Source organism: Bacillus sp. CECT 9360 (genome assembly GCF_918741275.1).
In the GTDB taxonomy this organism is placed as follows: domain Bacteria; phylum Bacillota; class Bacilli; order Bacillales; family DSM-1321; genus Peribacillus.
This window is the reverse complement of sequence record NZ_CAKKNA010000006.1, coordinates 129438-143971: the sequence shown is the minus strand read 5'-3', so window position 1 is coordinate 143971 and position 14534 is coordinate 129438. Positions and strand designations below refer to the sequence as shown.

General features: G+C 42.7%; 16 protein-coding genes and 1 pseudogene. 14 read left to right on the top strand and 3 right to left on the bottom strand.

The window, feature by feature from the left end:
• Positions 1 to 38: 38 nt before the first annotated feature.
• The 3 genes from LQ216_RS09155 to lysA all read left to right on the top strand — a co-directional run bounded on the left by LQ216_RS09155 (position 39) and on the right by lysA (position 3560).
• On the top strand, positions 39 to 617 hold the full coding sequence (locus tag LQ216_RS09155; protein WP_230128996.1) for a stage V sporulation protein AE: 579 nt from the start codon (positions 39 to 41) through the stop codon (positions 615 to 617).
• A complete protein-coding gene (locus tag LQ216_RS09150) occupies positions 601 to 2091 on the top strand; it encodes a spore germination protein (RefSeq protein WP_290369251.1) in 1491 nt (496 codons plus the stop codon). The genes LQ216_RS09155 and LQ216_RS09150 overlap by 17 nt, the downstream gene beginning before the upstream one ends.
• Before the next feature lie 146 nt (positions 2092 to 2237).
• On the top strand, positions 2238 to 3560 hold the full coding sequence (gene lysA, locus LQ216_RS09145; protein WP_230128995.1) for a diaminopimelate decarboxylase: 1323 nt from the start codon (positions 2238 to 2240) through the stop codon (positions 3558 to 3560).
• Between the two features lie 45 nt (positions 3561 to 3605).
• On the opposite strand, the gene LQ216_RS09140 is transcribed toward lysA, so the two are convergent.
• The gene (locus LQ216_RS09140; RefSeq protein WP_230129117.1) at positions 3606 to 4469 is read right to left on the bottom strand and encodes a DUF1002 domain-containing protein; all 864 of its coding nucleotides are present in this window, start codon (positions 4467 to 4469) and stop codon (positions 3606 to 3608) included.
• A gap of 473 nt (positions 4470 to 4942) precedes the next feature.
• Here LQ216_RS09140 and LQ216_RS09135 point away from each other — a divergent pair, with 473 nt between their 5' ends.
• Positions 4943 to 5308 carry a GNAT family N-acetyltransferase gene (locus tag LQ216_RS09135; RefSeq protein ID WP_230128994.1) on the top strand — a complete coding sequence of 122 codons (366 nt, stop codon included), beginning with the start codon at positions 4943 to 4945 and terminating at the stop codon, positions 5306 to 5308.
• 35 nt (positions 5309 to 5343) lie between these two features.
• Here the strand turns inward: LQ216_RS09135 and LQ216_RS09130 are convergent, their stop codons facing one another.
• Positions 5344 to 5868, bottom strand: a complete 525-nt coding sequence (locus LQ216_RS09130; RefSeq protein ID WP_230128993.1) for a DUF309 domain-containing protein — start codon at positions 5866 to 5868, stop codon at positions 5344 to 5346.
• Positions 5869 to 5978: 110 nt separating this feature from the next.
• A pseudogene (locus LQ216_RS09125) lies at positions 5979 to 6059 on the bottom strand (YjcZ family sporulation protein); the annotation flags it as partial.
• A gap of 598 nt (positions 6060 to 6657) precedes the next feature.
• Between LQ216_RS09125 and LQ216_RS09120 the strand changes: the two are divergent.
• The 10 genes from LQ216_RS09120 to resA all read left to right on the top strand — a co-directional run bounded on the left by LQ216_RS09120 (position 6658) and on the right by resA (position 14534).
• Entirely contained in the window at positions 6658 to 7422 is a 765-nt protein-coding gene (locus tag LQ216_RS09120) for a segregation/condensation protein A (protein WP_230128991.1), read from the top strand.
• Positions 7409 to 7990 carry an SMC-Scp complex subunit ScpB gene (scpB, locus tag LQ216_RS09115; protein WP_230128990.1) on the top strand — a complete coding sequence of 194 codons (582 nt, stop codon included), beginning with the start codon at positions 7409 to 7411 and terminating at the stop codon, positions 7988 to 7990. Before LQ216_RS09120 ends, scpB begins: the two co-directional genes overlap by 14 nt.
• A gap of 100 nt (positions 7991 to 8090) precedes the next feature.
• Positions 8091 to 8501: a hypothetical protein gene (locus LQ216_RS09110; protein WP_230128989.1), complete on the top strand. Its 411-nt coding sequence runs from the start codon at positions 8091 to 8093 to the stop codon at positions 8499 to 8501.
• 21 nt (positions 8502 to 8522) lie between these two features.
• Positions 8523 to 9011 carry a YpuI family protein gene (locus LQ216_RS09105; RefSeq protein WP_230128988.1) on the top strand — a complete coding sequence of 163 codons (489 nt, stop codon included), beginning with the start codon at positions 8523 to 8525 and terminating at the stop codon, positions 9009 to 9011.
• Between the two features lie 418 nt (positions 9012 to 9429).
• Positions 9430 to 10308, top strand: a complete 879-nt coding sequence (locus LQ216_RS09100; protein ID WP_230128987.1) for a superoxide dismutase — start codon at positions 9430 to 9432, stop codon at positions 10306 to 10308.
• A 270-nt stretch (positions 10309 to 10578) separates the two neighbouring features.
• On the top strand, positions 10579 to 11733 hold the full coding sequence (locus LQ216_RS09095; protein WP_230128986.1) for a D-alanyl-D-alanine carboxypeptidase family protein: 1155 nt from the start codon (positions 10579 to 10581) through the stop codon (positions 11731 to 11733).
• Entirely contained in the window at positions 11726 to 12319 is a 594-nt protein-coding gene (locus LQ216_RS09090) for a nucleoside recognition domain-containing protein (protein ID WP_230128985.1), read from the top strand. Before LQ216_RS09095 ends, LQ216_RS09090 begins: the two co-directional genes overlap by 8 nt.
• A gap of 1 nt (position 12320) precedes the next feature.
• Entirely contained in the window at positions 12321 to 12857 is a 537-nt protein-coding gene (locus LQ216_RS09085; RefSeq protein ID WP_230128984.1) for a spore maturation protein, read from the top strand.
• A 320-nt stretch (positions 12858 to 13177) separates the two neighbouring features.
• Complete coding sequence (locus tag LQ216_RS09080) at positions 13178 to 13909, top strand: pseudouridine synthase (RefSeq protein WP_230128983.1); 732 nt, start codon at positions 13178 to 13180, stop codon at positions 13907 to 13909.
• Between the two features lie 94 nt (positions 13910 to 14003).
• On the top strand, positions 14004 to 14534 hold the full coding sequence (gene resA, locus LQ216_RS09075; RefSeq protein ID WP_230128982.1) for a thiol-disulfide oxidoreductase ResA: 531 nt from the start codon (positions 14004 to 14006) through the stop codon (positions 14532 to 14534).

The window sequence follows — 14534 nt, the reverse complement described above, 5'->3', positions numbered from 1 at the left end:
TTTGATGAGGATTGGCAACTTCTGAAAGGAAAATGTTTATGGCGGAAAGAAGAAAAGTCATTTTTATTACAGATGGCGACGAGTACGCGAGGCGGGCCGTGGAAATGGCGGCCAAGGAAATCGGAGGCCGGTGCATTTCGATGTCGCAAGGTAATCCATCTGTTCTTTCTGGGTCTGAAATCGTTTCACTTATCAAAAAATCCCCGCACGACCCGGTCCTGGTCATGTTTGATGACAGCGGTTATGTCGGGGAAGGGGCGGGTGAGACGGCGATGCGCTATGTTGCGGGCAGCAAGGATGTCGAGCTATTGGGAGTCATTGCAGTCGCTTCCAAAACAAGACATGCGGAATGGACGAAAGTGGATGTATGCATTGATCGAGAAGGGCAGCTAACCCCATATGGCGTAGACAAATTCGGGGCCGAGGAGCATGAATTAGGACGGATTACCGGAGATACCGTTTATTGTGTGAACGAGCTCAAAGCGCCTATTGTAGTCGGCATCGGTGATATCGGTAAAATGGCAAAGAAAGATGATTATAAAATAGGCGCGCCTATCACCAAGTTGGCTATTGAAATCATTTTAGAAAGGAGCGGAAATCATGGCAACCGAAAGTAAGGAAGAGATGAAACCGATTCCTGACAGTACAACCGAAGTAGAACGATACATGAAGGAGAATGCTGGCCTTAACGTCAGCTTTGATTTTGGTGTCAGAAAAATTACCGTTTTGAAAAAAGAAATTCAAATATACTATGTAAATGGGCTTGTTGATACAAGATTTGTCATTGAAATCATCGAAGGCATATTACGATTGAACGAGACGGAAAGAAGTACAACCAGATTATATGAAGTAGTAAAAAATAGAATCGTACATCAGCAGGTCAAAGAAGTTGAGAACCTGGATGAAATGATTGTCGAGGTATTGTCCGGGCTGATTGCAGTCATCGTCGATGGCACTGGAAAAGCAATCATCGTTGACACCAGAAGCTATCCCGGAAGAATGCCGGACGAGCCGGATACGGAGAAAATCATTCGCGGCTCCCGTGATGGCTACGTTGAAAACATCATCCTCAATACGGCTTTAACGAGACGGAGAATCCGTGATGATAGATTGCGTATTGAGATCATGAAAATAGGTGAACGTTCAAAAACCGATATAGCTATCGGTTACATAAATGAGATTGCTGATCCGGATTTAGTGGAAATCATCCGTAAAGAACTAAAAAATATTAAAATTGACGGCCTGACAATGGCTGATAAAACAGTAGAAGAGTTCATCGTGAAACAGGGATACAATCCGTATCCGCTCGTTCGCTATACGGAAAGGCCGGATGTCGCAGCCACCCACTTACTAGAGGGCCACGTGATTATTTTTGTAGATACTTCCCCAAGTGTCATGATCACTCCCACTACGATGTTCCATCATATGCAGCATGCAGAGGAATACAGACAATCTCCGGCTGTAGGGACCCTTGTACGCTGGGTGCGCTTTATTGCAGTGCTTGCTTCATTATTTTTGCTTCCGCTATGGCTTTTATTTACATTGGATCCTTCATTGCTGCCAGAAGCGCTTAAATTTATCGGGCCAAACAAAGAAACGAGTATTCCCATCGTGATACAGATATTTCTAGCGGATTTTGGGGTCGAATTTTTGCGAATGGCCGCTATCCACACGCCGACGCCTTTATCGACAGCCATGGGCCTGATTGCCGCTGTTTTAATCGGACAAATTGCCATCGATGTCGGGTTGTTCGTTCCGGAGGTCATTCTATACGTTTCCATAGCGGCTATCGGCACATATGCAACGCCGAGCCTGGAACTTAGCTTAGCCAACAAGATCGCCAGACTGTTACTCATGCTTTCCACTGTATTTTTTCATACACCGGGCTTGATTATTGGCATAACGGTCTATATCTTGTTTTTGGCGAGTATAAAAGCTGTGAATACACCGTATTTATGGCCCTTGCTACCACTCTATCCAAAGGCTTTAATGCAGCTTCTTGTAAGAAGAACAGTCCCGGGATCGAGTATCAGGCCGAGCGTTGTCCATCCTAGGGATAGATACAGGCAGCCATTTAAACAAAAACATTGAAGTTGTCAGAAAGATATGATACTTTTGTTTTAATCATTAATGCATTAAAAGAGTAAAATCGAGGCTGACTCACGAGTTTAGAGCTAAACCGGCTCTATATGGGTCTGCCTCATTTGTTTACGCCTAGTCTGGAAGGAGAAATAAACATGCATTTTTATGGAACTGCTAACGTAAATGGAAAAGGGCACCTTGAAATAGGCGGTGTTGATACCATGGAATTGGCTTCTCACTTCGGGACACCGCTTTATGTGTATGATGTGAAACTGATCCGCGAACGGGCAAGAGGATTTAAGAGAACATTTGAAAAACTCGGTGTGCAAGCCCAAGTCGCTTATGCCAGCAAAGCCTTTTCTTCGATCGCGATGGTTCAAGTGGCCAAAGAGGAAGGGTTGTCGCTGGATGTAGTATCGGGCGGTGAATTGTATACAGCTATGCAAGCGGGGTTTCCAAAGGAACGAATTCATTTTCACGGCAATAATAAAAGTGTCGAAGAGCTGGAAATGGCTCTTGACCATGAAGTCGGCTGCATTGTTGTCGATAATTTTTCCGAATTGGCACTGTTGGAGGAATTATGCTCAAGCAGAAGACAACGCGTTTCGATTTTGCTCAGGGTAACGCCGGGGATTGAGGCACATACGCATGATTATATCCTGACTGGACAGGAAGATTCCAAGTTTGGATTTGATTTGATAAACGGACAGGCAGAGGGCGCTCTTAAACAGGCGCAGATAAGTGAGTGGATGGATGTGCTCGGGCTGCACTGTCATATCGGTTCACAGATTTTTGAGACAACCGGTTTTATTCTCGCTGCAAGAAAAATTATCGGGCAATTGAAAAATTGGCATTCTTCTTTAGGTTTTCAGCCTAAAGTACTCAACCTTGGCGGAGGATTCGGGATCCGCTATACGAAAGAGGACACGCCGCTTCCTGCTTCTGTATATGTTGAAGAGATCGTGACAGAGGTAAAGAATCAGCTCGGAAATTCAGGATTGGACATGCCTGAAATCTGGATTGAACCGGGACGTTCGCTTGTAGGAGACGCGGGAACGACCCTATATAAGGTGGGATCTGAAAAAGAGGTTCCGGATATCAGGAAATATTTAGCCGTCGATGGCGGGATGAGCGATAATATTCGTCCGGCCTTGTATGATGCTAAATATGAAGCGGTTTTGGCAAACCGGCCCCTTGAAGAACCGGAAGAAACGGTTTCAATCGCCGGAAAATGCTGTGAAAGCGGCGATATGCTCATATGGGATTTACCGCTTCCTAAAGCGGATCGAGATGATATTCTGGCGGTTTTCTGTACCGGAGCGTATGGCTATTCCATGTCGAATAATTATAATCGAATTCCAAGACCAGCCGTTGTATTTGTGGAAAATGGAGAGGCAAGGCTTGTCATCAGACGGGAAACATACCAGGACTTGGTCCAATTTGATGTCCCTCTAGAGGAAGTTGTAAATAATAAATAAAAGCGGAATCAGGCAATAACTGCCTAGTTCCGCTTTTTTACCATACTATTTAGAGAAGAATGATTTAATTGCGTCGATCAGGCTGACGAAGAATTCTTTCAGCTTGTCAAGGAATGACTGGCCTTCCTCCGATTCTAGGAATGTTGTCAGTTTTTCTTTGGCTTTATCCAACTGGTTTCCAACCTGATTCCAATCAATATTCAAATCCTTTAATTTATTGAACAAGTCAACTAAACTTTGGATTTGTTCCTCTTTAAGTGTAATATTGAGATCTTTAGCTGATGATTCAATGACATCACGCACTTCGGCTTCCGTTTGAGGCGGATTATCTGCCATATTTTCCTTAATCTTTGTCATGAGGGCTGCGGCTTTGTCAGCGCCTACCTCGTCGCCTAGTTGGGCCGTCTTAACCATTTCTTCATTGGCAGCCTGTTTTACATCCTCAGGAATAACCTTATCCGATGAAACTTCATATGCTTTAATAATACCTGTTAATGCAGCCGTGCCAGAAACAGGAATTGGAGCCGTAACATAGATGGTTGCATCCTTGACGCCTGCTGTGGCCAACGCATTTATATACATTTCCTCACTAACCCAATTGATATTTTTCGATTCGACTTTCAAGCCTGTACCAGACTTCTCAAGTGTAATCGCGGATGAAGAAATCGCCTTGGTTCCGATTAAGCGTTTTGAAATATAATCGCCAAGGTATTGATGTTCCTCGTCGTTCGTGACCGTTAGGATATCTACTCCCTCAGGTGCATTCATTTCTGAAAGAAGCATCTTCTTTTGCTCTTCTGTTAAGTTTTGTCCAAGGGTAACGGTCATGTCACCGACAGCCGCATCGGCAAATGCCTTTACAGGTATAAGTAGACATAAGAGAAGGGTCAATATCAGCCATTTTTTCATGATTTTATTGTTCATTTATTCTTCCTCCTTACTACTATCTGACGATATAAACATTCAAATGGATTCACTTTTTTTGCTCGAAGAACAATATTCTTCTAAAACAGTATAAGCACAAAGCCTGAGAGTTTCAAAATATTTTATTGTATTGGTTTAACGAGTGTATGGTTTAGGGAAAAAAGAAAAGGGTTTTACATGTGAAATTTGTCAGGAGTGAAGCAAATATAGTAGAATATAAACATTGCTTTTAAATTATTTTAAAGATAGCAGGAGAGAGGCAATTTGTATGAGAAAGAGCAACAAATGATCGCTCTGATCGCCGTAATATGGGGACCGGTATCGTTTGATGCGCATGCAAGCGCTTAAGGCGGCATGAAAACGGATAGAATGTTTATGAATGCTAATTAAACGGGAAATGTTAAAGAAATTACGTGTTCTTAGAAAAAAATACTACGTTCTTTGACGAGGGATATTATATGTTGATCAAATATAAAAAAAGCTATGAAAAATTTGCAATGGGCTTGCTTTCTTTTATGCCGACCGAAAAGGATATAAAAAAGCTTCAGCAAACAATGAAATCATATGAAAATGATGAAGATATGCAGCTGTTTCTTTGGAAGGAAGATGAAATCATCGGTCTCATTGGTGTCAATGTGGCAGACAAACAGGAATTCATCATTCAGCATGTTTCTGTCAATCCATCCTTCCGTCATCAAGGCGTCGGAAAGCGCATGGTCAAGGCGTTGAAAGAGATGTACCCTGATACGGAAATGAGTCCTAACAAATTTACGGCATCTTTTTTGGAAAAATGCGATCTTGAAAATGCCAAAAACGCAGAATGAACAGAAAAACCTTATCCTGTATGGGATAAGGTTTTTCAATTCTGCTCATTTTTCAATGTCAATTGGCGTTTTCTTTCCATGATCACCTCGGTGCGGTCACGTAAAGAGTGCCTGTGGATGAGCATTTGATCATCCATGTTACTGACTGCGCACCAGATAAAGCCACGATCCTTGCAATCTGTTTCACATTGCTCGATTAATGCGGGATCGGCAATGGGAAGAACAACGCTTTGATATGGGATATGTCCATCGATAGCTTTAATGCTTTTCTCTAGTATTGAAATCAGCCTATTGTGGTCAAGCCCGAGATCCGTAATCTCGTCTCTTTTCTTTTTCAGGTTAGAGACAGCCTTCTTCATCGTCGTAAGGGCGCCTTTGAAGTTTATCCTCCTGTAGTGATAAAAGGCCACCGCGATTTGAATAAGTCCGACCCAATGGGATTCACGTTCCCCTGGAGCGACTTCCTTCCAGTACTCCTCTAACACCTCATGACATTCAAAATAGTCCCGGTCTCCATGAAAATGGAGTAAATAAGTGATATATGGCTCAGGATAATTCAAGTCCCCCAGCTCCTTTTTCTATGTCTTCTTATTTTAACATATCAGGGGGAGCTGCCGCTCTAGTATGAAAAAGGGGCTGATTGTCCATCAGTCCCTAAGCAATTCTTATATTAAAACCAAGCCGCCCCTACGATAATCAATAAAATAAATAGCACTACGATTAAAGCGAAGCCGCCTCCGTATTCGAACCCTTTGTCACCCATGTAAAATACCTCCCCTTAACTTTAAGTTAAACTCATTACATATTCAGATTATGAAAAAAACCCAAAAATGACTGGGCGGAGCCCTTTTTTATTTTAGATGACTTTTTTAACTTGGAAATATGTCTAGCTACAACGTATATAGGGAAGGAATTGCGCCAACTTCGTCTTTGATGTGGCAGGGTTAAGCCGAGAGGTTCCTTAAGGCCAAACCATAGTTTGCTTGAGGAGTCCTCTATGACGGCAGTGGGATATTGTAATTGAGAGGAGAGAGTGGTTATTTGGATTTATGAGTGGTAATTTGAGTTTACAAGCCGATTATTTGAATTTACGAGCGGTAATCCGAATTTACGAGCGATTATCTGAATATATGAGCGATTATCTGAATATATGAGCGGTATCCAGAATATGTGAGCGATGATCCAAATATAAGAGCAATGAGCCGGAAATATGAGCAGAACCCTTAATTTTTTAAATGGGGAACTGCCCTATGTGAAAAAGAAAGATACCTATTGGATAAGTTCCGTTAATCTACTATACTGAGTATAGTTGATAAAAGTTCGGAATGAATTTAAATGGGGTTTTATACATGTACAATATAAAAATTGAAGCCTTTGAAGGACCTATGGATCTTCTCCTTCATCTGATCAATCGTCTTGAAATAGATATTTACGATATCCCGATGGCAGAAATCACAGAGCAATACCTCAGCTATATCCATGCCCTGAAAGAATTGCAGCTGGATGTGGCAAGTGAATATCTGGTCATGGCCGCGACTTTATTGGCAATCAAAAGCAAGATGCTCCTTCCTAAGCATGAAGAAGAATTGCCTGAAGATGAAGAAGGCTTCGCTTATGAGGAAGATCCGCGGGACGAGCTGGTCGAAAAGCTGCTTGAATATCGCAAGTTTAAAAATGCGGCTAGTGATTTTAAGACACTTGAGGAAGAGCGGAATCTTGTGTTTACCAAGCCTCCTAGTGACCTATCGGAATTCTCGAAAGCGAAGGAGCAGGAAAAGCTGGATCTGAATATCAGCTTATATGACATGCTCGGAGCCTTTCAAAAGCTGCTTCGTCGTCAAAAACTTCAAAAACCGCTGTTTACGAAGGTGGCTCGCCAGGAAATATCGATCGAAAAGCGAATGGATGAAATTCTTATCGACCTTAAATCGTACGGTGGAAGAAAAAGCTTTTTTGATTTATTTCCCCATCAGGATAAAGAACATATTGTCGTCACATTTTTGGCTGTCCTGGAATTGATGAAGCTAAACGAAGTTTTCGTTGATCAGGAAGTGAACTTTTCAGAAATCTTTATTGTGGCTAAGGAAGGTGTAGAAGCAGTTGGAAGTTATTAATTGGAAGGGAATCCTCGAAGCCTTGCTTTTCGCGGCTGGGGATGAAGGTTTGTCTTTAAAACAGATATCTTCGGTTCTCGAAATCACTGACATACAGGCGGTTGACATTGTCGAGTCTTTAAAAGCTGATTATGAGGAGGGAGCACGGGGAATACAGATTGTTGAAATGGCCGGAGTTTACCAGCTTGCCACTAAAAAGGAACATTCGGATTTTCTGAAGCGGCTTGTGGAAACACCTGGGTCACACGGGCTGTCTCAGGCCGCATTGGAGACGCTCGCTATCATTGCCTATAAGCAGCCGATTACGAGAGTGGAAATAGAGGAAGTAAGGGGAGTATTGACGGAACGGCCGCTCCAGACGCTCGTTTCCAAAGCATTGATTAAGGAAGTGGGCCGTGCAGAAGGTTCAGGCCGTGCGTATCTGTACGGGACAACAAAGGAATTTTTGGATTATTTCGGCTTGAAGTCCATTGAAGAGTTGCCGCCTCTTACCGTAAATGACGAGGATGATTTTGAACAGGGCGAAGCCGATCTGTTTTTTGAAAAATTTCAGAAAACAATCGAATAACATTTTTTACTGAATTGTGATAATATACTATATAAAAATGAATACCTTTTTGTAAGAATTAAATGCGACAGTTTAAATTTCCAAGGCTGGAGGGGTTTCCTTGATTATTAAGGATTGCAGGGGATATGAGCTGGAGAAAGCGCAGTCCAATACTCCAGAAGATTTTTTTAACCAGTCAGAAGTAACATACATAGAGGATGGGGAAGAGAAAACACTCCACGTTTTGTATGTCCGTTATTTCGATGAGTTTGCCAAAGAATTTACGCCTTATTCCGCCAACCCGCTGTTTGCCGCAGGGGGAAAAGAAATTTACCTTTATGACATCGCAGCCATCGTGTGCCTCCTGAAAAACCCAGATTTCAGGACACGAAAAAGGGTATACATCAATACGATAAAGGAATTCGCTTCCTATTTCGAGGGAGTGAACTTTGAAAAGCTTCCTGAAGTTTTCGAAACGCTAGGGCAAAAGAAAGAGTACAAGTTTACCAAGGATTCAGAATTCATCATTTAATTACTTGAGGAGGGTTTACGGTTGGGGAATATGATTGTTAAATCTCAGCTTGAGGATGTACGTAATTTTTTAGAAAATACGGTTGATAAGCTTGAACAGTTTTTGAATGAGACGACTTATTCAGGGCTGCAGCAGGAGAAAAACGGTGATGAAACCTATTATAAAGGCCTTTTATCCAGTATAAGAAAATTGCTCGTAAACTGTGAAGAAGGGCTGGAAGCTTGTCAAATCGTCCTTAAAAATGAGGTTTTTCATAAAGCGGCGGCCGAAAAAACCTTATATAGAATATACCACCAGTGCATCGACGAATATTTTTCACCAAAGCAAGACCGCTGGTATGAAGACAGCCGCTCGGCTTACACCGGGAAAAACTCGATTAAATTTCACACTGAGGTTCCCGAAAGCATCATCGGCGTATTGAAGGATTTAGAAGCCGGTTTTCAGTCAGTCAGGGAAGAGCTTGAATTCTATGAAACAGACTATCGTACAAAAATGATGCAATCCAAATAATAGTTTTTTAAAAAAGATGGCTCAGGAGCCGTCTTTTTTTGTGGGCCAAACTCTGCCTTAAGACTCGCCCATGGTGACTTTTCTTTAATTGGTTTTCCCCCAACGAGCACAAATTCCAGAAATCGAGCAGAAATCAAAATAATCGAGCACAAATCTCAGTAATCGAGCAGAAATCAATTTTGTTGGGTCCCCTCCATTCCTTAAATTTCTGGATATTATGCCGAAATTCCACTCTTATCAAAAAAAATGCCTTCCTGAGACTACGAGGAAGGTATTTCACTTTGTCTAAAGATAAGGGCGGGCACTCTTGTAACGGAATATCATATGATACATTGGCACGGATAGCGACCGGGTCTCTGTCCCGGTATTTTCAATCGATCCCCGTTCGACTGTCGGGGGATTTGGGAGGCAAGTGGAAATGAATGATCATAAGGAATATGGCGTACTTGTAATGGAGTGGACGAAAGAGATTTCTGAATTATTGGAGCAAAATGGATTGCGTGAAAAAATATCAGATAGCATCGAGAATGTCCTGGCTTTATCAACTTCTCTCGAGGAAGCGTCTGCTTCTGAAGAAAATGTCCTTGCCTTGCAGCAGGCGGCGGATTCTCTCCACCGAAAAGCAGAAGAATTGTTACAGAAAGCAGTTCAAAGACAACAAGCAGAAAAAACAATCGCGCCGGGCAAGCATACGCTGCCGCCGCTTCCCTATCCATATGACGCACTGGAGCCTTTCATCTCTGAGGATATTATGAGGCTTCACCATGATAAGCATCATCAAACATATGTAGACGGGCTGAACAAGGCAGAGAAGATGATGAAGAGGGCTAGGGAAACGAATGACTATGAGTTGTTAAAGCATTGGGAAAGAGAGGCTGCCTTTCATGGATCAGGCCATTACTTGCATACGCTTTTCTGGGAAGTGATGACCCCTCGTGGATCGGGAACGGCAAAAGGGCAGTTGCTGAAACGACTGGAAAAGGATTTTGGAAGCTTTGCCGCGTTCAAGAAGCATTTTAGCGAAGCCGCGAAACAGGTTGAAGGAGTCGGATGGGCATTGCTCGTTTGGTCTCCGCGTTCCAGGCGTTTGGAAATTTTGCAATCGGAGAAGCATATGAATCTTACCCAATGGGATACGATTCCGCTCCTTGTGCTGGATGTATGGGAACATGCCTATTATCTGCAATATACAACAAACAGAGGAGCATATGTGGATAATTGGTGGAGTATCGTCAACTGGCCTTGTGTTGCGGAACGATATGAAGAAGCTCGAAAGCTTGTCTGGCCGGCTTTTTAACTGTTAAGATTGATCGATTGGCATTCGCCGGTCGATCTTCTTTATTGTTAAGGTATTTATAAATTGATTTTTATTTAGAAAATTTATCGAGGTTATCTACATCTAGCTCCAGCGCCTAGCCTCGACGCACAGGACGTGACGGGATTTAGCTGAGGTTCCTTGCTTGGCCATCCTGCAAGGTGCTTCCGCTTTTATTCTTTTTAGCATTTTATTCATAACCCTTGTCCTAACGCATAAACTTGTACAAAACACAAAGGACGTGGAGAATATATGCATTTTTTATATAAAAGCATATCGGCTTTTTTAATCATTCTTTTAACTATTTCTTTATATCCTGCCGGAACGGATGCGGCGTTACCGGTCAGTTCTCATAGCGCCATCTTACTGGAGCAAGGAAGCAGCAGGGTTATTTATGAAAAAAATGCCCATGAAAAAAGCAAGATTGCCAGCATTACCAAGATCATGACCGCCCTTCTTGCCGTCGAATCAGGTAGTCTTGATGATTCCGTGAAGGTAAGCCCAAATGCTGTAGGGACTGAAGGGTCTTCTTTATATTTAAAGAACGGTGAAAAGATAAAGCTTGAGGATTTAACATACGGACTGATGCTCCGGTCCGGTAATGATGCTGCCGTAGCCATCGCTGAACATGTGGGAGGAAGCCTTGGAGGATTCGTATGGCTGATGAATCAGAAGGCTGAAGAAATCGGCATGAAGAACACGAACTTTTCTAACCCGCACGGACTCGACAATACAAAGAATCATTACTCAACAGCTTATGACATGGCACTTCTTACACGTTATGCCATGGAAAACGATACATACAGGAAAATTGCAGGAACAAAAGTTTATCGGGCCCCGAATACGATGGAAAACTGGGATTATGTGTGGCGAAATAAAAACCGGCTGCTTACCCAGTTATATGAATATTGTACGGGCGGAAAAACGGGATACACCAAATTGGCGAAACGGACTTTGGTTACGACAGCAACCAAGGATGATCTGGATTTAATCGCAGTGACCCTGAATGGACCGGATGACTGGAATGATCATATTTTTATGTATGAATCTGCGTTTAAGGATTATCAAAATACGGAAATCTTATCTTCCGGCTCGATTAAAGAAGTAAAACAAAAGCCTTATAAAGGGAATGTATATATCAAAAACAATTTTTATTATCCTTTGAATGAGGAGGAAAAAGAGGCTGTCCATGTTAAAATCAAGCTGCTCAAGCCGGAAAAAACCTGGAAAAAGAAAGGGGACTTTCCTGATCAAGTCGGCCGTGCGGAGATTTATATGAACGGAGATAAGGTAGGCGGCAGAACGATTTTTTACGGCGAAGCGAAGGAATCGTTCAAACAGGTATCGTTGGGTTCTGGATGGTTGGAAATATTCGAGAGTATATTGGGGATTAACCAGAATGGTTAATTATTTATGGGTCGGGATGACGGTCATCGGTGTAGTGTTTGCCATGATCAATGGAACGATGGATCAAGTAAATGAAGCCCTTTTCAAAAGCGCGAAAGACGCAATCACGCTTTCCTTTGGACTCATGAGTATTCTCGTTTTCTGGCTTGGCCTGATGAAAATCGCCCAGGATGCCGGGCTGCTCGATAAGCTGTCAGGATTATTCCGGCCAATTATTACCCGCCTTTTTCCGGAGATTCCATCGAATCATCCGGCCATGGGATATATTTTATCAAACATGATGGCCAATTTTTTTGGTCTGGGAAATGCGGCAACTCCGCTTGGCATAAAGGCGATGGAACAGTTAAAGGAATTGAACGGCGGGAAAGCGACGGTCAGCAGATCTATGATTACGTTCCTGGCCATCAATACGTCAAGCATCACCCTGATTCCGACTACTGTAATCGCCATCAGGATAACAAACAATTCAAGCAGTCCGACAGATATTGTGTTTCCTACGATTATTGCGACCGCGATTTCAGCTGTCGGTGCGATCGCGATTGATCGTTATTATTATCATAAACGGACCCGGAACGGGGTGAAATAATTTGCAGTGGATGACGACCATATCAGTTTGGATGATTCCTTTAATAATCTGTTTTATTATGATCTATGGAACTTTCAAAAAGGTTACCACCTATGAGGCATTTGTGGAAGGTGGCAAAGAGGGGATTTCGATATCATTCTCGATCATTCCCTTTTTAGTGGGGATGCTTGTCGCCATTTCCGTTTTCCGGGCTTCAGGAGCACTAGATTTTATTGTCCAATTTTTAAGGCCACTGTTAGAGATGCTTCATGTACCGGCGGAAATACTGCCGCTTGCCATCATCCGCCCAATATCAGGGACTGCGGCATTAGGGATGACGAGCGATTTAATTTCTGTTTATGGTCCAGATTCTTTTATCGGCAGGCTGGCCGCCACGATACAGGGAAGCACGGATACGACCTTTTACGTATTGACTGTCTATTTCGGGGCAGTCGGGATCAAGAAAATGGGCGACGCGGTCAAAGTCGGCCTGCTCGCAGATTTGGTGGGGATTATTGCGGCGATTGTTGTGGTTACACTTGTCTTTGGAACTAAATGAAGCAAAGTGGTGGAAACGCCACTTTGCTTTATTTTTTTCAAAGAAGATAGTATAACTTTCTTTACTTTGATAGGTGTCTAGCTACAGTGCCCAGCCCCGACGCACAGGACGTGTTAGTGCCGACGTCGCCATAGGACGTGGCGGTCTTAGTCGTCCTCCTTACTGAAGGGCGCTTCCGCTTTTCTTACAGAAATTAATCTTTGGTGGGCGAAATAATCCTATGGTAAACTTTTAATGATTAAGATAATGTGCGATAATTGTATGATTGTGTCATACATAATGAAAGTAATTCAAAAAGTAGAATTAAGAGGTGAAGATAGATGGAGCGTTTACAAAAGGTTATCGCTCATTCGGGGATCGCTTCCCGGCGAAAAGCGGAGGATTTGATTACAGAAGGAAAAGTAAGGGTGAACGGGAAAGTCGTAAAAGAGCTCGGTACAAAAGTGGGCCCGAATGATAAGGTTGAGGTGAGCGGAGTCCCGCTTACAAAGGAAGTTCCGGTATATTTCCTGCTATATAAACCACGCGGCGTGATTTCGGCTGTTTCCGATGATAAGAACAGAAAGGTGGTTACCGATTTCTTCCCGGGAATTACCGAAAGAATTTACCCGGTAGGTCGGCTGGACTACGATACGTCGGGGTTGTTGCTATTAACCAATGATGGAGAATTTGCCAATATCCTTATGCATCCAAAACATGAAGTGGATAAGGTTTACGTTGCGAAAATAAAAGGAATTCCATTGCGTGAAAATCTAGGTAAGCTTGAAAAAGGAATCGTACTTGAAGACGGTAAGACAGCGCCGGCAAGGACAAAGGTACTCTCAATCGATAAGAAAAAGCAGAGCGCGATCGTGGAAGTTATCATTCATGAAGGGAAGAATCAACAGGTTAGAAGAATGTTTGAGGCAATCGGCCATCCTGTGTTGAAGCTGAAACGGGAGCGCTACGGCTTTTTGACTCTTCACGGCTTATCGGCTGGTGATTCAAGGGAATTGACGCCCCACGAGGTAAAACAGTTGCGGACTCTTGCTGTCGCAGGGAAAAAATCGTAAGAATTGTCACATAATCTTCAATTATGGAAACAAAGGCCATAGATTGATAAATGTTATAATGGAGGGCAAACGAATAAGGAGCAGGGGGATTTGTATGGAAAAGAAAAAGCGACGCCTGGTTCTAAGAACGGTTATCCTCCTATTATTGGGTGCAGCTCTTGTGTACGCTTTATATGCCAATTTCACAAAAGATCAGGATACATCGGTTAAAATGGGGTCCATTCCTCCTGATTTTGTGCTTACCGACATGGAAGGCAATAAGCACCGGCTTTCGGATTACAAGGGCCAGGGTGTTCTGCTTAATTTTTGGGGCACATGGTGCAAGCCGTGTGAAAGGGAAATGCCTTATATGGATAACCAATATAAAATATATAAAGATCAAGGCGTTCAAATATTGGCGGTTAACATCAATGAATCGGATTATGCTGTGCAAACATTTGTTGACAAACATAAATTGACATTTCCTATCTTAATTGATAAAGGTGAGGAAGTACGGATGGCTTATGACATCGATCCGCTTCCTTCAACGCTCCTTATTGATAAAGATGGCAAGGTCGTTGATTTTATTAAGGGAGAATTGACAGAGAAAATGATACAAGAACAAATGGAGAGAATTAAACCATAA